This is a genomic window from Neotabrizicola sp. VNH66 (assembly GCF_049445895.1).
Lineage (GTDB): Bacteria > Pseudomonadota > Alphaproteobacteria > Rhodobacterales > Rhodobacteraceae > Pseudogemmobacter.
Genome location: NZ_JBMSDW010000020.1, coordinates 23,609 through 49,798 on the forward strand (window position 1 = coordinate 23,609; position 26,190 = coordinate 49,798).

32 protein-coding genes and 1 pseudogene are annotated in these 26,190 nt (G+C 62.7%); 11 read left to right on the forward strand and 22 right to left on the reverse strand.

Going from position 1 to position 26,190, the window contains the following annotated elements:
• The first annotated feature begins 6 nt into the window (after positions 1–6).
• From ACO2Q5_RS20395 to ACO2Q5_RS20415, 5 genes are all read left to right on the forward strand, one after another.
• On the forward strand, positions 7–483 hold the full coding sequence (locus tag ACO2Q5_RS20395) for a hypothetical protein (protein WP_423294474.1): 477 nt from the start codon (positions 7–9) through the stop codon (positions 481–483).
• Positions 484–493: 10 nt separating this feature from the next.
• Positions 494–724 (forward strand): hypothetical protein, encoded by a 231-nt coding sequence (locus ACO2Q5_RS20400; protein WP_423294476.1) that lies wholly within the window; start codon positions 494–496, stop codon positions 722–724.
• Positions 721–954, forward strand: coding sequence for a hypothetical protein (locus ACO2Q5_RS20405; RefSeq protein ID WP_423294478.1), 234 nt, complete (start codon positions 721–723; stop codon positions 952–954). The genes ACO2Q5_RS20400 and ACO2Q5_RS20405 overlap by 4 nt, the downstream gene beginning before the upstream one ends.
• A gap of 139 nt (positions 955–1,093) precedes the next feature.
• Positions 1,094–1,471, forward strand: coding sequence for a hypothetical protein (locus ACO2Q5_RS20410; protein WP_423294480.1), 378 nt, complete (start codon positions 1,094–1,096; stop codon positions 1,469–1,471).
• A 164-nt stretch (positions 1,472–1,635) separates the two neighbouring features.
• On the forward strand, positions 1,636–2,568 hold the full coding sequence (locus ACO2Q5_RS20415; protein ID WP_423294482.1) for a hypothetical protein: 933 nt from the start codon (positions 1,636–1,638) through the stop codon (positions 2,566–2,568).
• A gap of 427 nt (positions 2,569–2,995) precedes the next feature.
• On the opposite strand, the gene ACO2Q5_RS20420 is transcribed toward ACO2Q5_RS20415, so the two are convergent.
• From ACO2Q5_RS20420 to ACO2Q5_RS20430, 3 genes are read right to left on the reverse strand one after another with little or no spacing between them, the layout of a single operon-like run.
• The gene (locus ACO2Q5_RS20420) at positions 2,996–3,547 is read right to left on the reverse strand and encodes a toll/interleukin-1 receptor domain-containing protein (protein WP_423294484.1); all 552 of its coding nucleotides are present in this window, start codon (positions 3,545–3,547) and stop codon (positions 2,996–2,998) included.
• 9 nt (positions 3,548–3,556) lie between these two features.
• Entirely contained in the window at positions 3,557–4,216 is a 660-nt protein-coding gene (locus tag ACO2Q5_RS20425) for a hypothetical protein (protein WP_423294486.1), read from the reverse strand.
• Entirely contained in the window at positions 4,216–4,821 is a 606-nt protein-coding gene (locus ACO2Q5_RS20430; protein WP_423294488.1) for a TIR domain-containing protein, read from the reverse strand. The genes ACO2Q5_RS20425 and ACO2Q5_RS20430 overlap by 1 nt, the downstream gene beginning before the upstream one ends.
• Before the next feature lie 612 nt (positions 4,822–5,433).
• Here ACO2Q5_RS20430 and ACO2Q5_RS20435 point away from each other — a divergent pair.
• Entirely contained in the window at positions 5,434–6,138 is a 705-nt protein-coding gene (locus ACO2Q5_RS20435; protein WP_423294490.1) for a recombinase family protein, read from the forward strand.
• Between the two features lie 183 nt (positions 6,139–6,321).
• On the opposite strand, the gene ACO2Q5_RS20440 is transcribed toward ACO2Q5_RS20435, so the two are convergent.
• The 4 genes and pseudogenes from ACO2Q5_RS20440 to ACO2Q5_RS20455 all read right to left on the reverse strand — a co-directional run bounded on the left by ACO2Q5_RS20440 (position 6,322) and on the right by ACO2Q5_RS20455 (position 10,093).
• The gene (locus ACO2Q5_RS20440) at positions 6,322–7,488 is read right to left on the reverse strand and encodes a DUF262 domain-containing protein (protein ID WP_423294492.1); all 1,167 of its coding nucleotides are present in this window, start codon (positions 7,486–7,488) and stop codon (positions 6,322–6,324) included.
• Entirely contained in the window at positions 7,485–8,675 is a 1,191-nt protein-coding gene (locus ACO2Q5_RS20445; RefSeq protein ID WP_423294494.1) for an adenine-specific methyltransferase EcoRI family protein, read from the reverse strand. The genes ACO2Q5_RS20440 and ACO2Q5_RS20445 overlap by 4 nt, the downstream gene beginning before the upstream one ends.
• Positions 8,676–9,128: 453 nt before the next feature.
• Positions 9,129–9,707, reverse strand: a pseudogene (gene ctrA, locus ACO2Q5_RS20450) (response regulator transcription factor CtrA); the annotation flags it as partial.
• Between the two features lie 107 nt (positions 9,708–9,814).
• Complete coding sequence (locus ACO2Q5_RS20455) at positions 9,815–10,093, reverse strand: DUF1153 domain-containing protein (RefSeq protein WP_423294496.1); 279 nt, start codon at positions 10,091–10,093, stop codon at positions 9,815–9,817.
• 129 nt (positions 10,094–10,222) lie between these two features.
• On the opposite strand from ACO2Q5_RS20455, the gene mnmA reads away from it, so the two are divergent.
• On the forward strand, positions 10,223–11,362 hold the full coding sequence (gene mnmA / locus ACO2Q5_RS20460; RefSeq protein WP_423294498.1) for a tRNA 2-thiouridine(34) synthase MnmA: 1,140 nt from the start codon (positions 10,223–10,225) through the stop codon (positions 11,360–11,362).
• A gap of 15 nt (positions 11,363–11,377) precedes the next feature.
• Here the strand turns inward: mnmA and ACO2Q5_RS20465 are convergent, their stop codons facing one another.
• A complete protein-coding gene (locus ACO2Q5_RS20465) occupies positions 11,378–11,632 on the reverse strand; it encodes a DUF2312 domain-containing protein (protein WP_423294500.1) in 255 nt (84 codons plus the stop codon).
• Positions 11,633–11,769: 137 nt separating this feature from the next.
• Here ACO2Q5_RS20465 and ACO2Q5_RS20470 point away from each other — a divergent pair, with 137 nt between their 5' ends.
• Positions 11,770–11,985, forward strand: a complete 216-nt coding sequence (locus tag ACO2Q5_RS20470; protein WP_423294502.1) for a hypothetical protein — start codon at positions 11,770–11,772, stop codon at positions 11,983–11,985.
• Here the strand turns inward: ACO2Q5_RS20470 and ACO2Q5_RS20475 are convergent, their stop codons facing one another.
• The 3 genes from ACO2Q5_RS20475 to ACO2Q5_RS20485 all read right to left on the reverse strand — a co-directional run bounded on the left by ACO2Q5_RS20475 (position 11,986) and on the right by ACO2Q5_RS20485 (position 14,390).
• Positions 11,986–13,782 (reverse strand): enoyl-CoA hydratase-related protein, encoded by a 1,797-nt coding sequence (locus ACO2Q5_RS20475; RefSeq protein WP_423294504.1) that lies wholly within the window; start codon positions 13,780–13,782, stop codon positions 11,986–11,988.
• A gap of 78 nt (positions 13,783–13,860) precedes the next feature.
• Entirely contained in the window at positions 13,861–14,049 is a 189-nt protein-coding gene (locus ACO2Q5_RS20480) for a hypothetical protein (protein ID WP_423294506.1), read from the reverse strand.
• Between the two features lie 14 nt (positions 14,050–14,063).
• Complete coding sequence (locus ACO2Q5_RS20485; protein WP_423294508.1) at positions 14,064–14,390, reverse strand: TraR/DksA family transcriptional regulator; 327 nt, start codon at positions 14,388–14,390, stop codon at positions 14,064–14,066.
• 131 nt (positions 14,391–14,521) lie between these two features.
• Between ACO2Q5_RS20485 and ACO2Q5_RS20490 the strand changes: the two genes are divergently transcribed.
• Positions 14,522–14,950: a TIGR01244 family sulfur transferase gene (locus ACO2Q5_RS20490; protein WP_423294510.1), complete on the forward strand. Its 429-nt coding sequence runs from the start codon at positions 14,522–14,524 to the stop codon at positions 14,948–14,950.
• 34 nt (positions 14,951–14,984) lie between these two features.
• Here the strand turns inward: ACO2Q5_RS20490 and ACO2Q5_RS20495 are convergent, their stop codons facing one another.
• From ACO2Q5_RS20495 to ACO2Q5_RS20545, 11 genes are all read right to left on the reverse strand, one after another.
• A complete protein-coding gene (locus tag ACO2Q5_RS20495; RefSeq protein ID WP_423294512.1) occupies positions 14,985–15,941 on the reverse strand; it encodes a FliM/FliN family flagellar motor C-terminal domain-containing protein in 957 nt (318 codons plus the stop codon).
• A gap of 77 nt (positions 15,942–16,018) precedes the next feature.
• Positions 16,019–18,745: an ATP-binding protein gene (locus tag ACO2Q5_RS20500; RefSeq protein ID WP_423294514.1), complete on the reverse strand. Its 2,727-nt coding sequence runs from the start codon at positions 18,743–18,745 to the stop codon at positions 16,019–16,021.
• Positions 18,746–18,749: 4 nt separating this feature from the next.
• Positions 18,750–19,019, reverse strand: a complete 270-nt coding sequence (locus ACO2Q5_RS20505) for a hypothetical protein (protein ID WP_423294516.1) — start codon at positions 19,017–19,019, stop codon at positions 18,750–18,752.
• Complete coding sequence (locus ACO2Q5_RS20510; RefSeq protein WP_423294518.1) at positions 19,016–19,387, reverse strand: response regulator; 372 nt, start codon at positions 19,385–19,387, stop codon at positions 19,016–19,018. The genes ACO2Q5_RS20505 and ACO2Q5_RS20510 overlap by 4 nt, the downstream gene beginning before the upstream one ends.
• A 121-nt stretch (positions 19,388–19,508) precedes the next feature.
• Positions 19,509–20,783: a helix-turn-helix domain-containing protein gene (locus ACO2Q5_RS20515; protein WP_423294520.1), complete on the reverse strand. Its 1,275-nt coding sequence runs from the start codon at positions 20,781–20,783 to the stop codon at positions 19,509–19,511.
• Between the two features lie 119 nt (positions 20,784–20,902).
• Positions 20,903–21,883: an ABC transporter substrate-binding protein gene (locus tag ACO2Q5_RS20520; protein ID WP_423294522.1), complete on the reverse strand. Its 981-nt coding sequence runs from the start codon at positions 21,881–21,883 to the stop codon at positions 20,903–20,905.
• Positions 21,884–21,923: 40 nt separating this feature from the next.
• On the reverse strand, positions 21,924–22,823 hold the full coding sequence (locus ACO2Q5_RS20525; protein ID WP_423294524.1) for an ABC transporter permease: 900 nt from the start codon (positions 22,821–22,823) through the stop codon (positions 21,924–21,926).
• Positions 22,820–23,686 (reverse strand): ABC transporter permease, encoded by an 867-nt coding sequence (locus ACO2Q5_RS20530; RefSeq protein ID WP_423294526.1) that lies wholly within the window; start codon positions 23,684–23,686, stop codon positions 22,820–22,822. The genes ACO2Q5_RS20525 and ACO2Q5_RS20530 overlap by 4 nt, the downstream gene beginning before the upstream one ends.
• A gap of 100 nt (positions 23,687–23,786) precedes the next feature.
• Positions 23,787–24,062 (reverse strand): hypothetical protein, encoded by a 276-nt coding sequence (locus ACO2Q5_RS20535; protein ID WP_423294528.1) that lies wholly within the window; start codon positions 24,060–24,062, stop codon positions 23,787–23,789.
• A gap of 25 nt (positions 24,063–24,087) precedes the next feature.
• The gene (locus ACO2Q5_RS20540) at positions 24,088–24,606 is read right to left on the reverse strand and encodes a hypothetical protein (RefSeq protein WP_423294530.1); all 519 of its coding nucleotides are present in this window, start codon (positions 24,604–24,606) and stop codon (positions 24,088–24,090) included.
• A complete protein-coding gene (locus tag ACO2Q5_RS20545) occupies positions 24,599–25,396 on the reverse strand; it encodes an ABC transporter ATP-binding protein (protein ID WP_423294532.1) in 798 nt (265 codons plus the stop codon). The genes ACO2Q5_RS20540 and ACO2Q5_RS20545 overlap by 8 nt, the downstream gene beginning before the upstream one ends.
• Positions 25,397–25,515: 119 nt before the next feature.
• Between ACO2Q5_RS20545 and ACO2Q5_RS20550 the strand changes: the two genes are divergently transcribed.
• Both ACO2Q5_RS20550 and ACO2Q5_RS20555 read left to right on the forward strand, forming a co-directional pair.
• On the forward strand, positions 25,516–25,719 hold the full coding sequence (locus ACO2Q5_RS20550; protein WP_423294534.1) for a hypothetical protein: 204 nt from the start codon (positions 25,516–25,518) through the stop codon (positions 25,717–25,719).
• 71 nt (positions 25,720–25,790) lie between these two features.
• Positions 25,791–26,186: a cupin domain-containing protein gene (locus ACO2Q5_RS20555; RefSeq protein ID WP_423294536.1), complete on the forward strand. Its 396-nt coding sequence runs from the start codon at positions 25,791–25,793 to the stop codon at positions 26,184–26,186.
• The last annotated feature ends 4 nt before the right edge of the window (positions 26,187–26,190 follow it).

The window sequence follows — 26,190 nt, forward strand, 5'->3', positions numbered from 1 at the left end:
ACGACAATGACTGACACCACCAACTTTGATACCGCGATGGCGGGCGATGCACGGGCAATGGCCCGTTTCGACGCTATCGCAGAACGACTGATCGGAAGCGCCCGCGAAGAGGGGCTGGAAATCAGCCGTGAAGACCTCAAGGCGCTGGGCGCGGTAAAAATCGCCGTGTTTACGGACCTTGGCCTTGATACGGCGGACGCAATGGCGGAAATCCGGCGCGGCCCGGCTGCCGAACAACTCGAGCGCCGGGAAATGCTCGCGCAGCTTGATCAGAAAAGTTCGGCCTTGCACGCCGAACTGAGCCGCTTGCCCCCGGCGCAGCGCATGGAAATCGGACGTGCGCTTGAGCGCCAGCGCCCCCACCTTGAACAGTCCGCCCCCCAGCCGCTGACCGCAGAGCAAGAGGCCGAGCGACTCGTGTGGGTCCGGTCTCTGCCGCCCGCGCAGCGTATTGCGGCAGCGCGCGCAGCCGGGCTTTGCTGAGGGGGCGCGAATGACTGTCACGACCCTTTCCCGCCGCCTCACCGTCGCGGAGATCATCGAACAACTGCGCCACCCCCGGCGCAGGCCGAACTGGCTTGAAGCCTTTCAGCACGACCAGCGCCGGGGGTGGCTCTTCGGCCCTGACCTGCAAACGGTCCGGGCATTCGATATGCTGACCATTGCCGAAGCCATGGGCGGATGGCCTGCCGCCCCTTTCGCCTGCCACGGGGTGGCAGCATGACCCTTCGCGAAATGGCAGATCAAATCCGCCGGGAAGGTGGGCACCCCGAGTCCTACGTCACCCCGCCCCGCGCGGATGGCACGCGCCGCACCGTATGGGGCGACGAACTCACCGCCGAACAGTGGGGCGAGTTGTGGCGTCTCACCCGGCCTGTGACCGCGCCTGTTGCGAGTGAAGAACAGAAGGCAAAGTGGCGGGCACTCGCTGCCCATGCCCGCGCGCGCTACTGACTGAAAAGCCTGCGCCCCCGTCAGGGGGCGTGGAAGGACCGCAGCGGGGCTGCGCGTCAAGGCGCTGCAAAGCGCCGCCCGTGGCAGCCGGGTTAAGTCTGCCACCCCCTCCCTATATCTAATCTGAAAGCCTCTTATCATGGCAAACGCCGCCACCCTTCTGCCTGCCGTCAGGGCAGAAATGACGTCCCAGACCGACTCTGACCTGATCGAAGCCTATGCGCACATTCTCATGCGCGAAGTGCGCCACCACACCACTCAGCCGCCTTCGCGCCTTGTGCTGGACGCCTCCGACTTGGTTGACGTGTTCGGCAAGCGCTACGCCTACCTTGTGGCGCGCCGCTGCAAGTTTGAACTGTCGTCCGACCTCAAGCGCTGGGTGCGCACCTCTGGCCCGGTGGAAGGTGAAACCCAGCTCTTCTGCGAAGACTTCGCCCTCGATGTAATCCACGCGCGCCGTTCCGTTGATCCGCTGGGGCTGTGTAGGGAGTTCCACGCCGGGGCGGAAAATGGCTGACGCTTTCGTTTTCGACGCCGACCCGCCCCGCCGCCGGAACCGGGCAGACCGCCGCCTTCGGTTCGCCGCCGCCGAACGGGCGCGCGAACAGTGGACGGCGGAACAGCTTGAAGCCGAAGCCCGCCCCCGGCACCGGGGCTTCGCTTCTGGACGATATGTGCGCCATGATCGACTCGGCCAAACCTGCCCCGGCAATCGCCCCTCCGAAGGGCGATGAAATGGGGAAGACATTGACCAGTGTCTTGAAGAAAGTCCCCCGGCGCGTGCGGTTCGACAACGCGCATGACGCCATTGCCAGCGCCGAATTGGCTATGGCGATGACTGCACCGACCTATGGCGCGCGTATCTTGGGCGCGTCTGAAACGGTTGACGTAGAAGTGCGCGCCGTCTGGGGCTTCACCGCAAACAACTTTGAGGCCAGCAAGGAAATTCTGCGCCGCCTTATCTTTATCCCGCTGGACGCGGGCGAAGCTGACCCGGAAAACCGCACCCCGGCGGGTGGCTGGCGTCACAAGGACCTTCGCGCATGGGTTTCGGAACACCGGGGCGAACTTGTCTGGGCTTGCCTGACGCTCATTCAGAACTGGGTGGCGCAGGGTGCGGTTCCGCAGGACCGTATCACGCGGGGCAGCTATGGCGCATGGGCTGGCGTTATCGGGGGCATTCTGGACGCCGCCGGGATTGATGGCTTCCTTCTCGGGCAGGACGAAGAACAGGAAAAGGCGCGGGACTCGTCGCAGGACGCAATGCAGCAGTTTATTGACGTGCTGGCTGACTTCCCGCCCGGCACTCTCTTCCGGCCCGGCGGCAACACCCCGTTTGAAGAGCTGGACGTGGTGAGCTTGCAGGCGGTCTTGAATGGTGAGGCGCGCGCAGGCGATGACCATGTAGGGGTGGAACCTATCCTGATTCCGAACTGGGGCTATGACCGCGTTAGCGGGCAGTACGAGTCTGCCGGGCGGATCGGACGCAACATGCAGACGGTAGCGCGGAAGCCGTGGCGCAGTGGGGACAAGGAACTGACCTTCACCACGCTGGACGATACGAGGAACAAGACGAAGGTTTACCGTCTTGGTGTGAAGGTACGGGCCGCGTGAGCGGCCCTTTCCTTTGCGGGTAACGACTGTTTGCGGGGGTACTTGCTGGGGTGTAAAATCTGCCCCCGCAAGATTTTTTCTAAAAAATACAGTGGCTTATGATAGTTTTACGGGGGTTCGGTGGCTTGCGGGGGTAACGCGCTGTACTCCCCACCCCCTACAGGGAATATTATTTGCCCACTTACCCCATAGCGATAATGGGTCAGTGTGTTCTGCAAATATTATCTATTTCTATTCTTCTGAATTGAAGAACTACCCCCGGTACCACCGTAACCCCCGCAGAATTTCTTATTTACAAGGGCCAAACTGCGCGGGGATAGACAAAACCTACCCCGCAAGTACCCCCGTACCCCCGCAAATTACGGCGACACCTCGATCAATAGACTACATCCCGCTATAGTTTGAAACAGGACCGCACAGCCGACGATCAGCGAGCAAGCCATTTACTAAGTTCGGTCGCTTCGTTCTCCCGATAGTCGAGAACCATCCAAACGGGTTCGCTGTAGCCATTCAAATCTCCATAAACAATTCGATCGTACAACCCAATGTATTCCCAAGACATCCACTGTGTATCACCCTGCTTTTCCAAAACTGGAAAGATTGCGATATTCGATTCTGACTTTCGTCCATCTGCAATTCCAAGCTCCCATGGGACCCAGCGACTATCTTTGCTGTTCTCGCTTGCAAGTAGAACGAATTTCTTAGCTTGACCTATTCTGTCACGCAAAACCAGCGCAGTCTTCTTGCTGGTGTATGGTGGAAGGGCTGGGTCCTTTTTATCAATATAAACACTCGCTCCATGGTTCTCCAAAATTCTGATGACTGGAACCAGAACATCACTGTCCTTACTGGAATGGGATAGAAACGTCGCATTTGAAGGGGAGCGACCCTCAGCACGCTTTCTTATTTCAGTGCGCATCTGCGCATCTAGTGAGTCACCAAAGGAAACGAACTGACTCCGCGTGTAATAATTAATCATCACTCACCTTTACTTTGTGACTAGTTCATTCATCTTGTGTCGATACCTTATTAACCTTTGGTTCACCTCAAGCATATCTGCCTTGAGTGCTTCATAAGCAGGAAATCTTTTCTGCAAGCCTTGAGGATCAACATCATCTGCTTTATCCAATTGCCTCTCGTACCAATGCCGATACCGGGCCTGCCACTTTGTAAGGTGCGGCCTTAGACCTTCGTTAAGAACTTCAACTGAAAGGTTGATGATCTTACTTGTACTATCCGTCCTAACCTTTGAAACAGGGATATCTTTGATTAACTCACGTGTAACGCTAAAGAAGGCAAACCATGAATCATATATTTCAGAAATCACGTCATCTTCGATATCAATTGGCAATCCAATCTTTCTAGTGCTCAATTCCACCCAGATCGAATATGCAATCTGCCTATCAGTGTCATTCAGCCTAAGGGAAATTTTCTGATCCCCCAAGCCAAACTCAGCGCTATCAATTTGAAAGTCCGTTAGGCGCTGCCTGAAGTATATACGCATCACGAGCCATACGAGAAAGACAACGATCAAAATAGCTATGACCGCAACGGGGGACGCATAAATGCTTAGACTCCAGTCCTCCGACAGGACGAGAGACACTAAATCAGCGCCAGTAGACTCTTGAGTCGGGATTTGTTGCTCCATCAGCACTGCCTATTGTTATACATTCTCTCTCTTGGGTTTTTGATAAGATGTGCATGCGTGGTGCGGCGCTGATAAGCAGCTTCAATTGCTGTCTGCAATTGGTCAAGTGTAGCCGGGTATTCCATATGCCGCGCATAGCAATCAATGCGGGGCCAATCAGTTGACAGGTTCGCTTCGAAACGGGGAGGGAACGTAGTGAAGCCCGGCAGCTTGATCCCTAGTAAGCCGTTAGGATAGGTATACTGACCGGCGCGAAGTGAAGAAAGAATCTCCCAATCAACATACCTCCGAGACCATGTGCATGCGCCCATCATCACTATCGTCACGGTCGTGTCATGAAGAAACTTCTCTCTGATCCGCCTCATGACATAGTCGGTATCTGTGCTTTGAATAACATCGCCGGGCATTTCCTCGCCCAGCCCGCGAGCTATGAAGGTGTCGTGAGTATGGTCAAAATCACGAACAAACCGATTCACTAGCTCTTGGTCAGCATGGTGATACGAGATAAAGCACTTTCGCCTAACAGGGGGCATGGAACTTCCCTTAATTTCATCTAACACGAGCAAAGCTATCACACCTGCTCGCGCGTTGAACAGTCTCAGCAACCTCCTTCATCGCTACCTCTTATTGTCCTTCCAGCAGCCGCGCGCCTCAAGCGACGTAATCCCCCAGACCGTGCACATTTGCCTGACTTAAACAGTCTGGGATTATGTCCCGCCACCCCCGAAAACCGATTGTTTCCCATTCAAATCATTGATTATAATACACTTTTCTGCATTGACCTGATACAAACTGACCTAACGAGCGTTATACCGTTCTGTACCTAGACGTGGGCGCGCTGTCCTGATGGCCGAAACAGCACTTTGACGCGCACCAGTCGGCCTGCAACTCGCGGCAACTTTGTTTTTTAACATGACATGGAGTTGCAGCTCAGGGACCCCGTCCTCCCCCTCTTCGCCTCTCAAAACGCCCTTAAGCGCCTGCTCAGGTACTGACGGGAAGGCACTTTTCTATAAGGGAAAAGTTGCATTCAGATTTCCTTAACTCCTGCATCTCATACAACTGGCTCGCGTCTAGCCTTCGGCATGCCGTCTGAGGATCGCGAACGCGGTTCGCCTCCGGTCATCGCCCGACAGGTTCGATTGCGCCCCCCAACGAGCACGCGGCACCCCAAGGTCAAATCGGCAGCCAGATCGGACAGAACCCATGAGCACCACTTGTACGATTTGAGTATACTCACACAGGACAATGAAAATGCCTCCGAATGTGTCCTATTAGACTTGCCGAATCATTTTTCGTACAGTTATGATTTGCAGGACAGTCAAATCGGACAGAAAGGGCAGATAATGGGTGAGTTGATCGGTTACGCGCGGGTATCAAGCCGGGGGCAGTCGCTCGACGTTCAAGAAGATGCCCTGCGCAAGGCGGGCGTCAGCCCGGAACACCTTTATTCCGAGAAGGTGAGCGGGCGCAGCCGCGACGGAAGGCAGGCGCTGGCTGAGCTTCTGGGGCGTGGTATCCGCAAGGGTGACACTGTCGTGTGTACGCGCCTCGACCGTCTGGCACGTTCGACGCGCGACCTCTTGGAAATCGCCAAGACACTTGAAGACAAGGGAGTGCATCTGCGCGTTCTAGAGCAACCCATTGATACCAGCACCGCCGCTGGCAAGCTGTTCTTCACAATACTTGGCGCGTTTGGTGAGTTTGAAGCCACGATCAGGGCTGAGCGTCAAAGGGAAGGGATCGACGCGGCACTTGCAAAAGGCGCAGAAAGTCCGTTCAGGGGTCGCCCTGTTACATTGGACGCGGAAAAAGTGGTGCAGCTTAAGGCGGAAGGAATGAGTCCGACAGCAATCGCCAAGAAACTAGGCATTGCGCGCTCGTCGGTCTATCGTCTCGTACAGGACGCCCATTCCTACTAAAACAATTGTCACTCAGCCGGAGAGCAAGCTCAAATCAGCAATCGATTTGGCTCGCCTTGCCGTCGGATTCTGTTTCAAATGGGCGGGGGACCCGTCCGGGGTACTACCATCTTTCCGCGCGAGCGCCTCAGTCACCGCTTACTGGTTGCAATGCAACCATACCGAAACCTGCTGCGAAAACATCTAACGGTTTCCTTTCGCTCTATTGTGCGTCACGCAAAGCATCTGACAGTTTTTTGAGGAACTATCTCCCGCCTTGCTCCACGCTGAGACGTGATCGGCATCCATCTCGCCAAATCCATAAATTCTGCCCTTGTTCGAGTCGTGCCCTATTGCGCAAAGCGGACAGTTGGACTCCCCCTTGGCTTGCGCAGCTTGCGTTTGCTTCGCGTAAGTCGACTTTTTCGTTTTGTCGTCAAAAACGCGGACGTTCAACAACTTGGTGTCAATGGACCCACCTAATACAAACTCGAAAATCCCTTTCCGGTTCGTCACTTCATCATCAGACGAAAGTTGCCTAACTGCTTCGGAAACCTTCTTTGAATCATAACTTTTGTTATGGTATTCTTCATACAGCCTACCCCACTCTAAGCCCTTCATTTCCGGCATCACATCGGGGAAGACAGTCGAAACCCAATCTATAACGCTATTAAAGTAATTCCTAAGCTCATTAATGTTGTTCGAGTTACGATTTGCGCTCATATATGAGCCAATGTCGCCCCTACTTACCCAGTCAAGCGCTCGCTCAAGGAAGTCTTGACGATTGGCGCTGCCCTTTATATAGGCACTCCACTTCTGAATGTTTGCGTTTTGACTGTTACTAAACTCTTCTTTAGCCCTTGTGACAAAGGGACCCGAGTAAATGGCGTTCAACAACTCTTGCGGCTTAAGCGGAACGCCGGCGATGTTAATTGTCTCGAACCATTTTTTTATCTCAGTTTCAGACCCTTCGCACTCATAGATCAGAAACTTGGACTCAAGTATCTTCTTTTGAAGATCAGAGGCTAAGCTATCGAAATTTTTTGGGTTTCCGTTTTCTGAAATGGCGAATTTATTTGTTACAAAGCGACCAACGCTTGTGATGCGTTGCTGCCCATCGAGAACTTCGAATTGATCATCGCCAACCTTGTTAAAGTAAATTAGACCGAGAGGGTACCCTTCAAGCAGTGAGTTGATAACTGCTTGCTCACGCTGCCCCCCACCTTCGGCGTAGATGTAATTCCGCTGATACTCAGGTTGGATAGTTAGCTTGCCACTAAGGCCGAACAAGCCCTTTCCTTCAAGTTGATTGTATACGAATCCATCGCAAATATCTGCGACTGTGAGATCGGTAATGAGCGTTGTTTTCAATTATTCAACTCCTCTGAACTCTTCGCAGTCCGGCGATGCCGAATAAGAATCCGCTTATAGACCTTTACGTCGTTAATTACGCCAGACATATTCAGCGGGATATTTCCGGGCTTCCCAAATCGCCTAAAGTAGGCGTCTTTTTGATCCTGTGCAGAGTACCAGCGCGTCCTGTAAGGATTGTTCGGATCACTAGACTCCAGCGTCCCCACAATTTCAAATTGATCGGGGTTATACTTGTCAAGAAATGTCACTGGTACTCCCATAACTCCATCATAGTCGCTGGGAATCTCTTTATAGGTAGACACTTCAATAGCGTCGTAGTTGTCATACTTGTCATATGCAGACTTCCCCCTCAGCCCAGAGCTATAGCGAAGGTTATCTGCCATTGTCATAAGGCTAAGAGGACGATGACGGCGACCATGGTCGATATTTGTGTACCAACACGAGGTCGAGACCCTAGCCATTTTTTTGCCGGTCTGCTCGTTGATGTGGTGGAACTTTTCCCAGTTATCAGGCACTTCGAAGAACATACCGACATTGAAGTTGGTACACCCAAGCCACAACCTGTTAGCCATTATATGCGGAAACACATCCTGATATGTGATTGCATTCGTGTTGCCAATTATGAGGAACTTCTTTTCATGCTCAGTGAGAAGGGCAATGTACTCACTAAAAAGCGAGAACGGTGGATTTGTAACGACTATATCGGATAGTTTCAGGAGGTTGACGCATTCTTCACTTCGGAAGTCGCCGCCTTGTAGGAGTCTGGTTCGTTTGTGAGGGTTTTGCTGCAAAAAAAATCTGACGTCCTCAATGTCCCGTGCGCCGTCGCCGTTAAGATCGTTCACTTCCTCAATCTCAAGAGCGACTGCATTCGGCTCTTGGGGCTTACCACCGCCTTCTAAATACTCACTGAACGATAGCTGCGCCCCTGCAATAGATGATCCGCCGCAACTCGTGGTAATGAGCTTTCTTAATCCAAGTCGATTGAAGTTTGTGGCAAAATATTTGAAAAAGTTGCTTTCAAACGGATCGTCACAATTGCAGTATACGACTTTGTTTCGAAAGGTATTGGGATCGAACTCCAAGTACGCCTCGACTTCTTTCTGAATGTCGATGTATTGGGTGTAAAATTCATCCCGTTTGGCCGTTCGAGCGGCAGTAAGGCGACTAGCTGCTGATGTCATGGTCAAATCCTACTACGCGGTTCACGATCTTCGCAATGGCTGGTTGGTTGCTAGGGCGCAGCTTTTGAAGTGCTCCCGCGTGCCAGACGGCTTCTGGACATGCAAAGCGCGGCAAAAATTGGACACTTGGGGCTTTTCGCATCTTCCGGGCGCGAGCATCCCTGTAGTGAGAAGCGTCTTGATCTTCTAGCAGAATGGATGTGCTCGGCGCTACCCATGCGCGAAGGCTAGGCCACAGTAATTGCTCGATAGGTGGCGCGACAGCGCACCCGCTGACGCGGGCGAAGGCCACGACGACTGAGCGAGAGAGGGGCCAAGCTGGCCCCTTTTCTGTGTCGGTGGCTTGCGGATGGCCCCCGCGTCAGCGGGTGAATTTGTGTCACATTACGTGTCTCAGCACGTGTCACAGAACAAGCGTAACGCATTGATTCTGAACGGATTACATGAGCGCGCGAACACGTCGATGATCTTCAGCTCCGGCTCATCCATGCCGCCGTACAGGTGGTTCAGGAACATCTCCTTCGTCAGCGTAGTGCCCTTGCGCAGGGAGAGCAGCTCCAGCATCTGATATTCCTTTCCGGTCAGATGGATGGCCTTGCCCTCGGTATCTACCGTCTTCTGGTCCAGATTGACGGTGATCGCCCCGGTGCGGATGACGGACTGGCTGTGCCCCTTGGACCGGCGGATGATCGCATGGATGCGGGCGACCAGTTCCTCACGGTGGAAGGGCTTGGTCAGGTAGTCATCCGCGCCGAAGCCAAAGCCTTTCAGCTTGTTCTCGGTATCATCGGCGCCGGAGAGAATGAGGATCGGTGTCTCAATCCGCGCCAGCCGGATCTGGCGCAGAACTTCATGCCCGGACATATCGGGCAGGTTCAGGTCCAGCAGGATCAGATCGTAATCATAAAGTTTCGCCAGGTCGATTCCGTCCTCCCCCATGTCGGTGCAATAGACGTTGAGGTTCGCATGGGTCAGCATCAGTTCGATGCTGCGCGAGGTCGTGGGGTCATCTTCCACCAGCAAAATGCGCATCGGGGAAATCTCCGCTCCAGGGTCTGGGTCACATCACCATCGTTAACGACACTCGCAGCCACTGGTTAATGTGAGGTTACTTTGACAGAGCGCAGGCATGAAACAACCTAAAGTTGTCGATATTTCTGGATCGCCGTGACCTTCAGGGCGCCTTCGCCATGGGTTTCCACCGCCCCGCGCCACAGGGCAAATTCCTCCTCCGAAAGCGAATACCGCTCCATCGCCTCCGCCTCGGTGATCAGGCCGTGAATCACCGCGCGGACCACCACCGCCTTGCGGCTGGCCACCCAGCGGCGGGTGTCCGGCGCGGGAAGATCGGCGCGGGTCAGGATCTGGCCATCCGGCAGTGTGACCTGCCGCGGGCCATCCACACGCTTGAGATACATCGTCAAACCCCGTTTCCCCTGCATCTGCCGCATGATTGGGCGATCACGCTTAAGCAATGCTGAAAGCCCGGGGTTGAGAGTGTTGCGCATTTTCCTATATTCCCGTGCAATTCCCGAAGGACTCTGCCCATGCCCCGCGACCTCACCCTCAACTCGCTTGGGTTCCCCAAGCCCCCGGCCGAGACGCGCGTCGTCGTGGCCATGTCGGGGGGCGTGGATTCCTCGGTCGTGGCGGCGATGCTGCACGAGGAAGGCTATGACGTCGTGGGCGTCACCTTGCAGCTTTACGATCATGGCGCGGCCCTGGCCAAGAAGGGGGCCTGCTGTGCGGGCCGCGACATCCATGATGCGCGCCGCGTGGCGGAAACCATGGGATTCCCGCATTACGTCCTGGATTACGAGAACACCTTCCGCGAGGCGGTGATCGAGGAATTCGCCGATGCCTATCTGGCCGGCGCGACCCCGGTGCCCTGCATCCGCTGCAACGAACGGGTGAAGTTCAAGGACCTGCTGGCCACGGCGAAAGATCTGGACGCCGATTGCATGGCGACCGGGCATTACATCCAGCGCAAGCTGGGCACCACCGGGCCGGAGCTGCATCAGGCCGCTGATGCTGCGCGCGACCAGTCGTATTTCCTGTTCTCGACCACGGCCGAGCAGCTGGATTACCTGCGCTTCCCGCTGGGCCATCTGGCGTCCAAGGCGGAAACCCGGGCGCTGGCGGCGAAATACGGGCTGCCGGTGGCCGACAAGCCCGACAGTCAGGACATCTGCTTTGTCCCGAACGGCAATTATGCCGCGGTGATCGAAAAGCTGCGCCCCGGCGCCGCCGATCCCGGCGAGATCGTTGACCTTGAGGGCCGCGTTCTGGGCACGCATCGCGGCGTGATCCACTACACCATCGGCCAGCGCAAGGGCCTTGGCATCGGGGGCTTGGGCGATCCGCTTTACGTGGTGAAGCTGGACGCCGACAGCCGCCGCGTCATCGTCGGCCCGAAAGAGGCATTGTCCACCCGCATCATCCCGGTGCGGGAAATCAACTGGCTGGGCGATGCACCGCTGTCGTCGCAGCCCGAATGGCATGTGCTGGCCAAGGTCCGCTCTACCCGCGCCCCGCGCGAGGCGGTGATCCGCCCGATGTCGGACACCGAGGCCGAGGTGGAGCTGATCGCACCCGAGGACGGGGTCAGCCCCGGGCAGGCCTGCGTCTTCTATGCCCCCGAAAGCAGCCGCATCCTGGGCGGCGGCTGGATCTGGCGCGGCCGCTGACCGCGCCAGATGAGATCAGCCCATCCCGAGGGCGGACTTGTACATCTCCAGCACCGCCTCTTCCTCGGCGATATCGTCGGGCTTCTGCTTGCGCAGGGCCACGATCTTCTTCATCACCTTGGTGTCATAGCCGCGGCCCTTCGCCTCGGCCATCAGCTCTTTCTGCTGTTCGGCGATGTCTTTCTTTTCCGATTCCAGTTGCTCGAACCGTTCGATGAACTGCCGCAGCTCATCCGCCGCGATCCCGTAGCTGTCGCCTGCATCCGCCATGCGCGCCTTGCCCTTTGTGCTGTCGTTGCCTCGGCCGCCAGATAGCCCCGCGCACCCCGCCCTTTCAAGTCCCGGGTTGCAGGCCGGGCCGGATGGGGCTAGCCACGGGGCAGAAATCCGCGAAGGGGACAGCCGCGATGGACATTCTGATCTGGGCCGGGGCGCTGATCTCGCTTCTGGGAGTGGCCGGGCTGGTCTATTGCGTGACCCGTGCCTTCCGTCTGCGCCGTGCGGGCCTGCCGGATGAGGCGATGCGGGGCGAGCTGCAGAAGATCATCGCCATCAACATGGGCGCGCTTGGCGTCTCGGCGCTTGGGCTGATGATGGTGGTGGCCGGGATCGCGCTTGGCTGATCAGCCGGCGTCCAGATCGGACAGCCGCCGCCCATGGGCAAAAAGCCGGTCCATCAGCGGATGCGGCGCCCAGAAATCATCCTCTTCGGCCCAGCGGCGCATGTCCACGCGCAGGACCATCGGCCCGCGGTCAGCCGCCTGAAACATCGGCCCGCCGCGGCGGCGCGGGAAACCGTGGCCCTGCACCATCAGATAGTCGATATCCGCCGGACGCCGCGCCACCCGCGCATCCAGCAGCCGCAACCCCTCATTCGCCAGTGCCGCCAGCCAGCGTTTCGTCACCTCGTCCGGGGACATTTCCCGCAGGCTGGCCGCAGTGTCCGGCAGCTCGGGCAGGGCATCGCCGAACCGTTCCATCGCGGCGGCCATCACCCGGCGCGGCACGCCGGATTCGGCCAGCCGCGTCAGCGCCGCTTTGCCCGCGCCCGCCATCCGGCGCCCGATCAGCGGCATCCGGCCGGTCAGCACCGGCGCCGCCCCCAGCAGCCGCAACATGGCCACCGCCGTTGCAATCTGGTCGGGCCGCGCGGTTTCGGGCAGCGCAAGCTCGGCCACGCGGCCATTCGGCGCCAGCACCAGCCCCATCGCCCCCTCGGCCCCGCCCGCAACCAGCTGCGGCACCTGCGGCATGGCCCGTAGCAGCGCGGCAAAGCCCGCATCCGCCGCGCCATGCACCACCAGCCCCGCCCCGGACAGCGCCTGCGCCCCCGGCACCACCGCCAGACGCGCCCGGTCGGCATCGCGCTGCAGCGCCGTCATCCGCCCGGCACGCACTTCATCCTCCATCCGGGCCGTCAGCCAGGACAGTGCCGCGGCCATCCGCGCCGGATCGGCATCGGTCCAGCTGACCCGCAGCCCCTGCCCCAGAGCCATCAGCGCCAGCGCCGCCTGCACCGGACCGGCCCCCGACAGCCCCAGATGCGACACCACCCGGCCCTGCGCGCGCTGCACCGGCTCGGGCAGGACGGCCGCGCGCCGTTCCGACCGGGCCGCCGCGATCAGGCCCCTTGCCTCCGGCCCCTGCGACAGGTCATCATGGCTGACCGCCTCCAGCGCCAGCCCGTTCGCAAACGGCAGATACAGCGCCGCCTCGACGCAATCGACGATCCGCGCGGGAGCGGGCAGCGGACTGCGACGCGCCTCGGCCCGGGCCTGTGCCACCGCCGCGGCAAAGCCCGGCACATCCGAAAGCCCCTCGGTCCGGAGGGAGGCCGGGCGCGGCCCGCCCAGAGCCAGCGCCAGCTCCACCGCTGCGGGCAAGGGATCGCCCTCGACCACCTGATCCACCAGCCCGATGGCCAAGGCCTGCTCGGCCGAAAGCCGCGGCGCGCGCAACAGGATGTCCAGCGCCTCGGTCGCGCCCACCAGCCGTGGCAGACGTTGCGTGGCGCCCGAAGACGGCGGCAAACCCAGAACCACCTCGGGCAGGGAAAACCGCAGGTCGGCCGCCGCCACCCGGCCATGGGCCGCCAGCGCCAGCTCTGCCCCCGGCCCCAGTGCAATCCCCCGCAGTGCCGCCACCACCGGCACCGGCGCGGCATCCAGCGCGGCGCAAAGCTCGGCCAATGTAGGATGCAGCTCCGCATCGCCCGGCGGCAGGTCGATCGAAGCCGCGGCCGCGAACTGCCGCCCTTCGGCGGCGATCACCACCCCCCGTGCCGGCGGGGCGGAGGCCAGCGCTGCCATCAGCGCGGCACGCACAGCGGCGGTCAGCGCATTGGCGGGCGGATGCACCAGATGCAGCACAAGGACCGCACCTTCCGGACCCGCATGTTCCGCCTTGACCTCTGCCGTCATCTGTCCCCCGTCTGCGCGCGGGCGCTGCCCGGGCCAGTCTAACAGGGCAAACCCGTGGTTTGGCAAGCCCTTGCGGGATCAGACCGGCAGGTTGTCAAAGGGATCGTCCTCCACCACCGCATCCGGCGGCGGAGCGAAGGACGGCAATCGCCCCTGCATCAGCGCGCAAAGCGCCTGAACTTCGGTCAGCAGCAGCTCCATCGCTGCCTTCTGTGCCGCAATCGCGGGCGGCACGGAGTGAAGAGGCGGCGGGGTCGTGCGGGTCATGGCGAGGTCTCCCTTCAGGCGGCGCAATGGTTGCAGAACGGGGTGGCGGGCAGCGTGTCCAGCCGCCCGGCGGCGATTTCACCGCCGCAGCGGGTGCAGAAACCGTAATCGCCGGACAGGATCCGCCCCAGTGCCGCCTCGATCGCGCGCAGTTCGGCCTGCGCCGCCAGACCCTCGGCCTCCAGCACCTCATCCGTCTCGCGCTCGGTGGCCAGCTCCTCCCAATCAGGGTTGGTGTGGCTGTCCAGCTCGGCCTCGACGGCGGTGATGCGGGCTTGCAGCTCGGCCCGGCGCGCCAAAAGCGCGGCCTCGCGGCGGGCAACGGGAATGCGGTCGGTCATCGGCGGTCTCCTTCGCCGCGGCTTGTGGCCGATCCGCACAGGTTCTGCCTTGACGCAGGTCAAGCCGCCTTCCGCCCGCGCGCCCGGGCCGATAAGGTCGGCGCGAACCGACTTCCCGAAAGGAGCGCGCCATGGACATCCGCCCGCTGACCGAAGGTTACGCCGTCTCGCCCCAGATCACCCCCGGGGATCTGCCCGCCATCAAGGCGGCCGGCTATACCACCGTCATCGCCAACCGCCCCGATGCGGAAAATCCGCCCGAACTGCATATCGAGACGATGCGGGCCGCGGCCGAGGCGCTCGGGCTGGGTTTCGTCGTCAATCCGATCGTGGGCGGCGCGCTGACCATGGCCAATGTCACCGCTCAGGGCGAAGCGATCGCAGCCGCCCCGGGGCCGGTGCTGGCCTATTGCGCCAGTGGCAACCGCTCTTCCGTGGTCTGGGCGCTGAGCCAGGCGGGCCACCGTCCGGCGGATGAGCTGATCGGGATTCCCGCGCGTTTCGGCTATCAGCTGGAACACCTGCGCCCGCAGATCGAAGCGCTGGCCGCCCGCGGCTGAGGCGCCGGGCGGCGCGGCACCAGTCGCACCGCCCTTAGCCTGCGGCGCGCAGCGCCTTGCGCGGCGGGGCATCGGTCCCGGTCTCGGCCGGGGCGGTTGCCGGACTGATCCGTTCGGCGGCAGCGGCGGCCTCTCCGGTCAGGCGCAGCGCCCGCAGGCCGCGGGCCTGACCAAGGCGCGCGCGGGCGACCGGGCGGCCATCCATCCCCTCCAGCACGATCCGGTCCAGCGCCGCACTGGTCAGCGGCAGCATCTGACCGGGCGCCAGGGCGAGCACGGCCTGCAAGGGCAGCACGGTGCGGGCCAGCACAGCCTCCAGCGTGCAATCCGCCTCTCCCACCGTGTCAGACAGCATGCGGGCAAATTCGGCGGCAGGATCGGGCCCGCGGGCCGCAGCTGCAGGCGTGGCCACACGGTCGCCTTCTGGCAGTGCCAGAACCAGCTGGCCACTGCGGCCGCCCTCACCAAAGCCCACCACGGTCTGGGCGACGAGATAGGGCAGATCGTCCAGCAAAAGGCCAAGCGGGCGCGGATCCTCGACAAAAGACGCATAGCGATAGCCCGCGGGCCAGCGCAGCCCGTCGGCGGGCGGCCCCTCCCCCTCCATCCCCGACAGCGCGCGGTCGATGCCGTCCATGACCATGGCGGCATCCGTGCGGGTGGGGCGCCGCGGCGGCGGCGGCGCAGGCAGCACCCGGCCGATGGTCTGCGATTCGATCAGCCCCGCCATGAGCTCCGCCGACAGCGCCAGGACGCCATGCCGCCCCTCCGGCCCGTCCAGCAGCGCGATCAGCGCCCGGTCGGGCACCAGTTCCAGCACCTCTGCCAAAGACCTGCGCGCCAGATTCTGCGCGCCCATATCCACCACCAGCCCCGATGACGCCCGGGCCGCCCGGGCAAAGGACAGCCGCCAAAGCTGATCCGCACCGGAAGCACCAGCGACGGGCCCCGGGCCGCCACGCGCCATCTTGCGCCGCAGGATTCCGTTCATGCCGCCGTCCCCGCCCGCCGTTTCCTGACCGGACCAGCATAGGCTTCTGCGGGTAATCAAAGCGTTAAGGCGCGCCTTTATCCTGCACTGCGGCGACGGTCACTGCGGCGGGGCGGACCTGCGGCAGGCTCTTCCAGACGCAGCGGCAGGACGATGCGGAAGACGGCGCCCTTTTGCCCCGGCAGATAATCCAGCGTGCCGCCCAGATTGGCCACGATCTCGCGGCAGATCGCCAGACCAAGGCCCGCGCCCTGCGCCCGCGATTCGCCGGGCAGGCGCGAGAATTTCTCAAAAATCACCGCTTGTGCGGATTTCGGGATGCCGCTGCCGTTGTCGGCCACGTCGATCCGCACCCGGCCCGCACGGGTCCGCACGGTCAGCCGCAGTTCGGGCGCAGCGGCATCGCAGTACTTCCGGGCGTTGGAGAACAGGTTGATCAGCACCTGCGTCAGCCGGTCCGCATCGGTGCGCAGAAAGATGCTTTCGGCCAGCGGATCGCGGATCAGCGTCACCTCCCGCTCCGGCTTGACCTGTTCCGAGGCGGTCAGCGCGCGGTCCACCACCTCGCGCAGGCTGACAAGCCCAAGCGTCAGCTGCACCTTGCCGCTTTCCAAGACCGACAGATCCAGCAGATCGTCCAGCAAGCGCGTCAGACGGACGGATTCGTCGCGGATGATCCGGCCGCTGCGCGCCACCTGTGCGGCGGGCAGATCGCCCTCGGCCAGCATTTCCGAAAACGCCCGGATCGAGGTCATCGGCGTGCGCAGCTCATGGCTGATCTGGGACAGAAAAGCATCCTTCTGCACCGAAAGAAGCCTCAGCTTGTCATTCGCCTCGCGCAGCGCGGTGGCCGTGCGCGACAGTTCCGACCGCTGGTGTTCCAGCTGGGCGGAATATTCGATCATCTGCTGGCTTTCCCGGGCCAGCGTCATCAGATCGTCCACCGTCACCGTCTCGCGCCCGACCAGCTTCGAGATCATCGCATGCGCGGTGGCCGCCCCGATGGAGCCGGCCAGCGTTTCCTCAAGACTGGCCAGAAAGGCGGGCGTTGCATCGGGCATGAGCGAGCTGCTTTTGCCCTGCGCCCGGGCGGCCTGCTCGAACAGGGCCTGCGCCTGCTCTTCGCCCAGAATGGTCTGCGCCATGCTCAGCAGATCCTCGGCCTCCACCACGCCGCGGGACCAGCGCTGCGGGCCGACCGGATTGTCGAAGACATTGACGAAGGCCACGCCCTGCAACCGCTCCAACGGCAGCGGGAAGGTCAGCACCGATCCGGCAAAGAAGGCGGCCGCATTCAGCACCATCGACCAGACAAGGGCATGGACCAGCGGGTCCATGCCTTCGGTCCCGAACAGGGCCCCGGGCCGCAGCCAGCCGATGCCCCATGGCCCCTCAGTCAAAAGCGCCGAGGACAACACGGCATCCGGCCCGAAGGAGGGCAGGAACAGGGTGTAAACCCAGACCAGCCCCCCCGTCGTCAACCCCGCCGCCGCGCCCACCCGGGTGGCGCCACGCCAGAAGATGCCGCCCAGCATGGCGGGCAGGAACTGTGCCACGCCGACGAAAGAGATCAGGCCGATGGCGGCCAGCGCCTCGGACCCGCCGGAAATGCGGTAATAGCCATAGCCAAGCGCCAGCACGATGATGATGGACAGCCGCCGCGCATTCAGGACCAGAGCCCGCACATCACCCGAAATCGCGCCCGAGGCCCGCAGCCGCAGCCAAAGCGGAATGACGATATGGTTCGACACCATGGTCGCCAGCGCAATCGCCTCGACGATAACCATTGACGTGGCCGAGGAGAAACCGCCCAGAAAGGCCAGCATCGCCAGACCGCCCTGCCCCTCGGCCAAGGGAAGCGTCAGGACGAACATGTCGGGATTGGCCCCCGCGGGCAGGCGGTCCAGCCCCATCACCGCAATCGGCACGATGAACAGGCTCATCCCCATCATATAGGCCGGAAAGGCCCAGCTGGCCCGGGCCAGCTGCTGGTCGTCGGTGCTTTCCACCACCAGAACCTGAAACATCCGCGGCAGGCAGATCACCGCAACCGCCGAGAGGAACAAAAGCGCGGACCAGCGGCCCGGCTGCATCTGCCAGCCTTGCACCGCAGAGGCGTCGATCCGGGCAATGATCTCGGCCGGGCCGCCGGCAAGACCCCAGACCACGAAGATGCCCACGGCCACCAGCGCCACCAGCTTGACCACCGCCTCGACCGCGATGGCGATGACGATGCCGTGGTGCTGTTCGCGCGCATCCAGATTGCGGGTGCCGAAGAGGATGGTGAAGAGCGCCAGCCCCCCCGCCACCCAGATGGCAATGCCGCCGGGGGCCAGCGTCTCCGTCTGGCCGGGACCGCTGGCCGCAAAGACACCAAAGGCCAGCACAACCGATTGCAGTTGCAGCGCGATATAGGGGGTCGAGGCGACCACCGCCATCAGCGTCACCAGCACGCCCAGCATGTTGGACTTGCCGAAGCGCGAGGAGATCAGGTCCGCGATCGAGGTCAGCCGGTGTGTCTGCCCGATCCTGACCAGCTTGCGCAGCACCCACCACCAGCCGATGAACATGGCCGTGGGGCCAAGATAGATCGTCAGAAACTCCAGCCCGGACCGCGCCGCATAGCCCACAGCGCCGTAAAACGTCCAGGCCGTGCAGTAGATCGACAGCGACAGCGTATAGACCAGCGGCGACCGCAGCCAGCCGATGCGCCCGGACTGCGCCCGCCGCTCCATCACGAAGGCGATGGCAAAGAGAAAGATCACATAGCCAAGGCAGGCCAGAACGAGGAGGTTGAAGGTCACGGCCCTAATCCTCGTCCTCTTCCCCGGGCCGGGGCGGGCGCATCAGACCGCGCGCCAGCGCCGCCGCCGCCAGAATCAGCAGAAGCCAGATCAGGAAGAAATAGATCACATCCCCCGACAGCCGCCGGTCGCCCTGCCCTGCGGGGGACCACAGAATCGGCAGGATCATCAGGAACAGCGCCACCACCGGCAGAATCCGCACCGCATCGCGCAGCCGCCTGCGACGATAGGGCGAGGGCGCCAGAAACAGCGGGCCCTTGCGGCGCAGCTTCATTCCGCAACCGCAAGGCTGCGGACGGCGGCCAGCATCTCGGCATTGGAAAAGGGCTTGGTCATGAACAGGCTGACGCCCGCACGTTCCGCCGCCTCACGGTCGCGCGGCAGACCCTTGGCCGTCAGCATGAGGACGGGCACCTCCCGCGTGGCCGGATCGCCGCGCAGGGCCTGCAGAACCTCGATCCCCGACAGACCGGGCAGCATATGGTCCAGGATCACCAGATCCGGCCCGGTCCGCCGCGCGGTATCGGCGGCTCCGCGCCCTTCGGCCAGATGGGTGACCTGCCATCCGTCGCGCGACAGGATGAACATGATCGCCTCGGCGATATTCGCCTCATCCTCGATCAACAGCACGCGCCGCGTCATCCTGCACCTCTTCCGCCGCTCCTCCCAAGGCCCGGAACCGGCGGTGCGCCCGGGGGTGCAGTATCGGCCGATTTCGGGGCCGCTGTCAAAATCCCGTGACGGATTGCGTGACGATCCCGGTTCAGGCCAGCGCAAGGATCGACGGCTCCCTCCGGGCCGGACAGGGGCCGCGCGGACAGATCCGGCAGGTCGACCCGACCGGCACAGCCGGTGCCGCGGTCTGGGTCGCGGGCAGGATCAGCATGGCCGCCGTCCGCAGGTCCGGGCCGGCAAAGCCGAAGGGCAGCCGCGTTTCGCAATGCGCCAGCGTGCGGAACAAGGCCCCGCCGCTGGCGGCCTCCACCGTGGCCATGACCGGCAGACCCGGCCGCGCCAGTGCCGAGAACAAGGGCCAGAGCGGACAGGCCGCCCCGAACCGCGGCAGGGCAAAGCCGGGCGCGGGCTTGCGGAACAGAAGCGTCCCCGAGGCGTCGCACAGCACAAGCCCCGCCTCCGCCCCCGGCAAAAGCGCGATCCGCCGCATCGCCGCCAGCACGCCGGTGCCGAACTGCCGCGCCAGCGCCGCCGGATCGGGGCCAAGGCTTTCCAGCGCGGCACGCACCGGCGCCAGCGGCAGGGCCGCCGCCTCGGCCTGCAATTCGGCCACAAGGGTCCGGCCCAGACTGCGCGCCGCATCCGAGGGCAGCGCGGCGACTTCCGCGTCCAGTGCATCGGCCGCGGCACTTCCGGGTTCGGGCAGATGCCAGTCCCGCGCGGCCAGCCAGGCCTCCACCTGCTCCTGCGGTGAAAGGTTCACCGTATCGGGCGTCGCCTCCGAACGGTCCAGATAACCGACCAGCGCCTCGGCCCCCAAAGCCAGCCGTTCGCTGTCCTGATAAAGATTCGCATGGAATCGTCGCTGCCAGTCGGGCGACAGATCCTCGGTCTCGGCCAGAATGGCGGCAGTGGCGCGGACGCCAGACATAGCCGACAACAGCTCGTGCAGCGCTGCAGACAGGTGCGGATCATGGCTCAGCCGGTCATTCAGTACCTCGACCGCGCGTTCCAGCCCCGCCGCCCGGCCGTGCAGCCCGGCCACCAGCGCGGCCCAACCCGGATAGCGCGCGGCGAAATCCTCGATCCGCTCCACCTCGGCCCGGCTTTCGGGCAGGGCCGCCGCCGCCGCGCGCAGATCCTCGACCAGCGCCCCGGGCGAGGCCCCGGCCAGCGTCTCCACCCCGGTGTCCAAGGCCATGGCCAGCCGCTCCAGCACCTCGGGTGTGACATTGCGGCGGTTGTGTTCGATCAGGTTGAGATAACTGGCCGAAATCCCCGCCGCGGCGGCCACCTCGGCCTGCCGCAGGCCCGCGGCCAGCCGCCTCTCGCGCAGTCGCGCACCGATCAGGGCCGTGGGCATGGGCGGTATCCCGTTGTCATGCCGCAAAGTTTACAGCGTCGCCCGATTTTGACAAAGCCGGAAAAGCGAAAGGGCGCCGCCGTCACCGGCCGCGCCCCCCTGCATCATTCTGCCGAAGCTTACTTCAGGGCCAGATCGGTCACCGCATGGGTCCAGGCCCCTTCCGGCGCCTTGGTGATCACCGCATCCGAACCGCCCGACATCAGCGCCGCCACGGTCGAATCGTAATCGGCCGGGTCCAGCGTGCCGTCCGAACCGGCGGTCAGCTTCGCCACCTCGCCCATCATGCGCTTCTGGTGGGCTTCGGTCTGGGCGCCGGTCTCATCGTTTTCCAGCACGATCATCGCCGCTTCGTCCGGGTTCTGCTCAGCGTATTTCCAGCCTTTCATCGAGGCGCGGACGAACTTGGCCATGGTTTCGACGAAGGCCGGATCGGCCAGCTTGTCCTCCATGACGTAAAGCCCGTCTTCCAGCGTGGCCACGCCTTCGGTGGTGTAGTTGAAGTTCACCAGCTGCTCGGGCGTGATGCCCGCATCGATGACCTGCCAATATTCGTTGTAGGTCATGGTCGAGATACAGGCCGCCTGCTTCTGCAGCAGCGGATCGACGTTGAAGCCTTGCTTCAGCACGGTCACGCCTTCGGGGCTGCCATCAGTCTTGTAGCCCAGCTTGGCCATCCAGTTCAGGAACGGATATTCATTGCCGCCGAACCAGACGCCAAGGGTCTTGCCCTTGAAATCCGCCGGGGTGGCCACGCCGGATTCCTTCAGGCAGGTCAGCTGCATGCCCGAGGATTTGAACGGCTGCGCGATGTTGACCAGCGCCAGCCCCTTTTCGCGCGCGGCCAGGGCCGAGGGCATCCAGTCCACCACGACATCCGCGCCGCCGCCCGCAATCACCTGCGTCGGTGCCACATCCGGCCCGCCCGGAAGGATGGTGACGTTCAGCCCCTCCTCCTCGTAGAACCCCTTGTCCTTGGCGACGAAATAGCCCGCGAACTGGGCCTGGGTGACCCATTTCAGCTGCAGCGTCACGTCTTCGGCCTGTGCCCCCGTTGCCATCAGCCCGGCCAGAAATGCGCTCGTCAAAAGCTTCTTCATTGCGTCCTCTCCTGTTGCGGAACCGTTCCTGCGGTTCCTGTTACCGTCGTTGCGAGGGGTGCCAGAACGTCACCCGCTTTTCGATCAGCGCGACCAGCCCATAGAAGGCCGATCCCGCCAGTGCGGCCACCGCAATCTCGGCCCAGATCATGTCCAGCGCAAGCTGCCCGATCGAGGCGTTGATGCGGAAACCCATGCCCACGATGGGGCTGCCGAAAAACTCGGCCACGATCGCGCCGATCAGCGCCAGCGTGGTGGCGATCTTCAGCCCGTTGAACAGAAATGGCATGGCCGCCGGAAAGCGCAGCTTCCACAAAGCCTGCCAGTGGCTGGCCGACCACGTGGCCATCTGGTCGCGCTGCATCCGGTCGGTCGCCTTCAGCCCGGCCACCATGTTCACCAGCACCGGGAAGAACACCATGACCACGACGACCGCCGCCTTGGACTGCCAGTCAAAGCCGAACCACATGACCATGATCGGCGCGATTCCGACAATGGGCAGCGCGGCGACGAAGTTCCCCACCGGCAGAAGGCCGCGCTGAAGGAAGGGGAAGCGGTCCACCACCACGGCCGCCGCCACCGCCGCGGTGCAGCCGATGACATAGCCCGACAGCGCCCCCTTCAGCCCGGTCTGCACGAAATCGGCCCAGAGCGTGGGCAGGCTGGCACCGATCCGCGCGGCAATGGCCGTCGGCGCGGGCAGGATGACGGGAGAGACGGCGAAGACCCGGACGATCACCTCCCACAAGACCAGCAGGGTCAGCCCGAAGACCGCAGGCACCAGCGCGCGCGCCACCCGCCCGCCCTGCGCCAGCCCGGCATTGATACCCCATGCGCCCAGCCACAGGGAAAGCACCAGCCCCAGCCGCGGGTCAAAGGCCCAGCCCGCGGCGATAAGGACGAATGCCGCCAGCCAGCCCGGAGACAGCACCCCGCTCATCGTGCCAGCCCCATGCGTTTCAGCGTCACCCGCTCCACCCCGCCGATGACAGCGACCAGCGCCGCCGCCACGATGGCCGCCCCGAACAGCGCCGCCCAGATCTGGATGGTCTGGCCGTAATAGCTGCCGGACAGCAGCCGCGCACCCAAGCCCGCGACCGCACCCGTGGGCAGCTCACCTACGATGGCACCGACCAGCGCCGCCGCCGCCCCCACCTTCAGCGAGGCGAAGAGATAGGGCATCGAGGCCGGCAGCCGCAGCTTCCAGAACACCGCGGCACCCCCCGCATTATAGGTCCGCAGCAGATCCAGCTGCATGGCATCCGGCGCGCGCAGCCCCTTCACCATGCCGACGACCACCGGGAAGAACGACAGATAGGCCGAGATCACCGCCTTGGGCACCAGCCCCTGCACGCCCATGGAATTCATCACCACGATGAACATGGGCGCGATGGCCAGAATGGGAATGGTCTGGCTGGCAATCGCCCAAGGCATCACCGACAGGTCCATCACCCGGTTGTAGACGATGCCCACGGCCAAGAGGATGCCCAGCCCCGTGCCGATGGCAAAGCCCAAGAGCGTGGCCGAAAGCGTGATCCAGCCATGATAGACAAGGCTGCGTTTCGAGGTGACGGCCTGTCCGAACAGACCCTTCCACAGCTCTGCCGCCACCTGATGCGGCGCGGGAAGAACCGGGCGCTCCTGCGCCATGGTCTCGGCCACCAGCTGGCTGAAGGCCGGCGGTTCGGTCCCGGCGCGGGCGGCCTGATCCAGCACCCATTGCCGGTTCAGAGCCACCGCAGCGCCATACCACAGGACGATGATGGCGGCGACGACCGTCAGGATGGGAAGAAGCGCCCTCATCCGCGGCCTCCGTCCTGGCCGGGTGCCCGCACCCTCAGGACCTGAACCGCCCGGGCGGGCGCAGCCGCGGCAGTCACGCCCGCATTCAGCGCAAGCCGCATCATTTCTTCTTCTTCCTTGCGTCCTTGCCCTTGGACAGGCCCCATTCGTTCACACGGTGGTGGTTGCGGGTCAGCCAGACCCAATCGGCCCAAAGCACCACGCCCAGACCCACAACAAAGATCAGCGGCAGCGCACGCGCCCATGCGCCGCCCGTCTCGGCCAGCCGGGACCAGAGCACCAGCGTCAGGAGGCCCAGCACCACGCTCAGCATCACCGCCCGCACCTTCCACGCGCGGGGCAGCCAGTCGGGCCGGTCGGAATCGGGGCCGGTCATCCGCGGCTCTCCTTCGGTCCGATCATCAGTTGCAGCACGGCATCAGCCCTCCCTGCCAGTCAAAGGTCGGGCTCAGCTCCAGATAGCTGTCCGTCGAAACCTCCCGCACCGCAATGTTCACCGCCGACGTGCCGGAGGGGTCTTTCGCCTCGGGATAGAATTTGAAGGGCTTGCCCAAAGCGGCCCAACCGCCGCCGGTGGCCACAAGCTCATCGGCGCAGGCGGCACCGTCTTTCAGCCAGGTCTTCTCTTCGATGGCGTCGACGAAGACATATTCGCAGAGCAGCTTCAGCGTCGCCGGTGCCGAAACCGCGGGCGTCTGCACATAAAGCTGCACATAGACCGGCTGTTTGGATGTGACGACCGGCATGCGGTTGTGCTTACGGTCCTGCAGAATGGCCATCAGCCGGATGCCGTCGCGCAGGTCGCCCTCCGCCTCGGGGTACGGCTCGGCCCTGCCCAAGCCATACGCCTCGGAATAGGTTTCCGCAGCGACCGGCCCCGCAAGAGCCGCAAGAGACAAGACCAGCGCCGCCCTAATCATCCAGATGCCCCGCCCGCAGCCCTTCGCGCACCCGATGGGAGATTTCGATGAATTCGCGGCTGTCGCGAATGTCCAGCGGCCGTTCGCGCGGCAGCGGGCTTTCGATCACATCGGTGATCCGGCCGGGCCGCGGGCTCATCACCACGATCTTGGTGGACAGATAGACCGCCTCGGGGATGGAATGGGTGACAAAGCCGATGGTCTTGCCCGTCCGGTCCCAGAGCTTCAGAAGCTCCTCGTTCAGCCGGTCGCGGACGATTTCATCCAGCGCCCCGAAGGGTTCGTCCATCAGCAATATGTCGGCATCGAAGGCCAAAGCGCGCGCGATGCTGGCGCGCTGCTGCATGCCGCCCGACAGCTGCCACGGGAATTTCTTGCCGAAGCCCGACAGTTCAACCAGATCCAGCACGCGGGCGATCCGCTCTTCCTGCTCGGCCCGGGAAAACCCCATGATCTCCAGCGGCAGGCGGATGTTGCCCGCAATGGTGCGCCACGGATAAAGGCCTGCCGCCTGAAACACATAGCCATAGGCGCGTTTCTTCCGCGCCTCGTCCGGGGTCATGCCGTTCACTGTCAGGCTGCCGCCGGTCGGATGTTCCAGTGCGGCGATGCAGCGCAGAAAGGTGGTCTTGCCGCAGCCCGAAGGCCCGATGAAGCTGACGAAATCACCCTTGTCGATGGTCAGGTTCACGTCCTTCAGCGCATGAACCGGCCCGTCGGCGGTCTGGAACACCAGATCCAGCCCCTGTGCCGCAATCACCGCGGGCGCGATGTTCAACGTGTCTTTCATTCCCTCTGCCTTTGCGGCTGTCGTCCGGCTGTCATGCCGCTGCCGCCTTTGGTTCATGCCCCGGTTGCGCGCCGGCCCCATGCTGTGCCCGACCGTCCCCTCTTTCACGGAGCTTTGCGATGATGACCACCGCCTTTGCCCCCACAGCCGAAGATCTGGCCTGTGACTGGTTCGACCTGTCGGCCCGCTTTGTCAGCTTCACCCATGGCCCCGCAGCGACCGAGGGCCCGGATGAAGAAGACTTCGGAGACGAGGAGGAGGAAGAGGACAGCGACGAAGACGAAGACGAAAGCGACGAGGACGAAGAAGACAGCAACGACTGATCTTCCCTCAAAGCCCCGGCCGCGGCAAGCTCGGGGGCGGGCACTCCCTGCCCCCGCTGAAAGGACCCGTGATGGCCGAATGCCGCAAAATCCGCCCCGCTGACCGCTACACCGGCAAGCAGGGCTTTACCTATGATGCCGGGATCGCCGCCGAGACGGTGGGCTCCCGCGCGATCTGCATGCACCTTCTGACCATCCCGTCCGGCGGCCGGGCGAAGGCGCATAAACACGCCACCCATGAAACCGCGATCTTTCAGACCGAAGGTCGCAGCGTGATGTATTGGGGCGAGCGGCTGGAGAACCGCATGGAGGCCGAGGCCGGCGATCTGATCTACATTCCCGCCGACATGCCGCATCTGCCCTTCAACCCCGGCCCAGGCCCCTGCACCGCCGTGATCGCGCGGACCGATCCGCACGAACAGGAAAGCGTGGTTCTCTTGCCCGAGCTGGAGCATCTGGTTCCCTGACCCT

What these genes read in the sequence shown, in the direction of transcription:
- ACO2Q5_RS20395 (WP_423294474.1), top strand. Translation starts at nt 7, where the DNA reads ATGACTGACACCACCAACTTTGATACCGCGATGGCGGGCGATGCACGG.
- ACO2Q5_RS20400 (WP_423294476.1), top strand. Translation starts at nt 494, where the DNA reads ATGACTGTCACGACCCTTTCCCGCCGCCTCACCGTCGCGGAGATCATC.
- ACO2Q5_RS20405 (WP_423294478.1), top strand. Translation starts at nt 721, where the DNA reads ATGACCCTTCGCGAAATGGCAGATCAAATCCGCCGGGAAGGTGGGCAC.
- ACO2Q5_RS20410 (WP_423294480.1), top strand. Translation starts at nt 1,094, where the DNA reads ATGGCAAACGCCGCCACCCTTCTGCCTGCCGTCAGGGCAGAAATGACG.
- ACO2Q5_RS20415 (WP_423294482.1), top strand. Translation starts at nt 1,636, where the DNA reads ATGATCGACTCGGCCAAACCTGCCCCGGCAATCGCCCCTCCGAAGGGC.
- ACO2Q5_RS20420 (WP_423294484.1), bottom strand. Translation starts at nt 3,547, where the DNA reads ATGATTAATTATTACACGCGGAGTCAGTTCGTTTCCTTTGGTGACTCA.
- ACO2Q5_RS20425 (WP_423294486.1), bottom strand. Translation starts at nt 4,216, where the DNA reads ATGGAGCAACAAATCCCGACTCAAGAGTCTACTGGCGCTGATTTAGTG.
- ACO2Q5_RS20445 (WP_423294494.1), bottom strand. Translation starts at nt 8,675, where the DNA reads ATGACATCAGCAGCTAGTCGCCTTACTGCCGCTCGAACGGCCAAACGG.
- ACO2Q5_RS20455 (WP_423294496.1), bottom strand. Translation starts at nt 10,093, where the DNA reads ATGTATCTCAAGCGTGTGGATGGCCCGCGGCAGGTCACACTGCCGGAT.
- mnmA (WP_423294498.1), top strand. Translation starts at nt 10,223, where the DNA reads ATGCCCCGCGACCTCACCCTCAACTCGCTTGGGTTCCCCAAGCCCCCG.
- ACO2Q5_RS20465 (WP_423294500.1), bottom strand. Translation starts at nt 11,632, where the DNA reads ATGGCGGATGCAGGCGACAGCTACGGGATCGCGGCGGATGAGCTGCGG.
- ACO2Q5_RS20470 (WP_423294502.1), top strand. Translation starts at nt 11,770, where the DNA reads ATGGACATTCTGATCTGGGCCGGGGCGCTGATCTCGCTTCTGGGAGTG.
- ACO2Q5_RS20475 (WP_423294504.1), bottom strand. Translation starts at nt 13,782, where the DNA reads ATGACGGCAGAGGTCAAGGCGGAACATGCGGGTCCGGAAGGTGCGGTC.
- ACO2Q5_RS20480 (WP_423294506.1), bottom strand. Translation starts at nt 14,049, where the DNA reads ATGACCCGCACGACCCCGCCGCCTCTTCACTCCGTGCCGCCCGCGATT.
- ACO2Q5_RS20485 (WP_423294508.1), bottom strand. Translation starts at nt 14,390, where the DNA reads ATGACCGACCGCATTCCCGTTGCCCGCCGCGAGGCCGCGCTTTTGGCG.
- ACO2Q5_RS20490 (WP_423294510.1), top strand. Translation starts at nt 14,522, where the DNA reads ATGGACATCCGCCCGCTGACCGAAGGTTACGCCGTCTCGCCCCAGATC.
- ACO2Q5_RS20495 (WP_423294512.1), bottom strand. Translation starts at nt 15,941, where the DNA reads ATGAACGGAATCCTGCGGCGCAAGATGGCGCGTGGCGGCCCGGGGCCC.
- ACO2Q5_RS20505 (WP_423294516.1), bottom strand. Translation starts at nt 19,019, where the DNA reads ATGAAGCTGCGCCGCAAGGGCCCGCTGTTTCTGGCGCCCTCGCCCTAT.
- ACO2Q5_RS20510 (WP_423294518.1), bottom strand. Translation starts at nt 19,387, where the DNA reads ATGACGCGGCGCGTGCTGTTGATCGAGGATGAGGCGAATATCGCCGAG.
- ACO2Q5_RS20515 (WP_423294520.1), bottom strand. Translation starts at nt 20,783, where the DNA reads ATGCCCACGGCCCTGATCGGTGCGCGACTGCGCGAGAGGCGGCTGGCC.
- ACO2Q5_RS20520 (WP_423294522.1), bottom strand. Translation starts at nt 21,883, where the DNA reads ATGAAGAAGCTTTTGACGAGCGCATTTCTGGCCGGGCTGATGGCAACG.
- ACO2Q5_RS20525 (WP_423294524.1), bottom strand. Translation starts at nt 22,823, where the DNA reads ATGAGCGGGGTGCTGTCTCCGGGCTGGCTGGCGGCATTCGTCCTTATC.
- ACO2Q5_RS20530 (WP_423294526.1), bottom strand. Translation starts at nt 23,686, where the DNA reads ATGAGGGCGCTTCTTCCCATCCTGACGGTCGTCGCCGCCATCATCGTC.
- ACO2Q5_RS20535 (WP_423294528.1), bottom strand. Translation starts at nt 24,062, where the DNA reads ATGACCGGCCCCGATTCCGACCGGCCCGACTGGCTGCCCCGCGCGTGG.
- ACO2Q5_RS20540 (WP_423294530.1), bottom strand. Translation starts at nt 24,606, where the DNA reads ATGATTAGGGCGGCGCTGGTCTTGTCTCTTGCGGCTCTTGCGGGGCCG.
- ACO2Q5_RS20545 (WP_423294532.1), bottom strand. Translation starts at nt 25,396, where the DNA reads ATGAAAGACACGTTGAACATCGCGCCCGCGGTGATTGCGGCACAGGGG.
- ACO2Q5_RS20550 (WP_423294534.1), top strand. Translation starts at nt 25,516, where the DNA reads ATGATGACCACCGCCTTTGCCCCCACAGCCGAAGATCTGGCCTGTGAC.
- ACO2Q5_RS20555 (WP_423294536.1), top strand. Translation starts at nt 25,791, where the DNA reads ATGGCCGAATGCCGCAAAATCCGCCCCGCTGACCGCTACACCGGCAAG.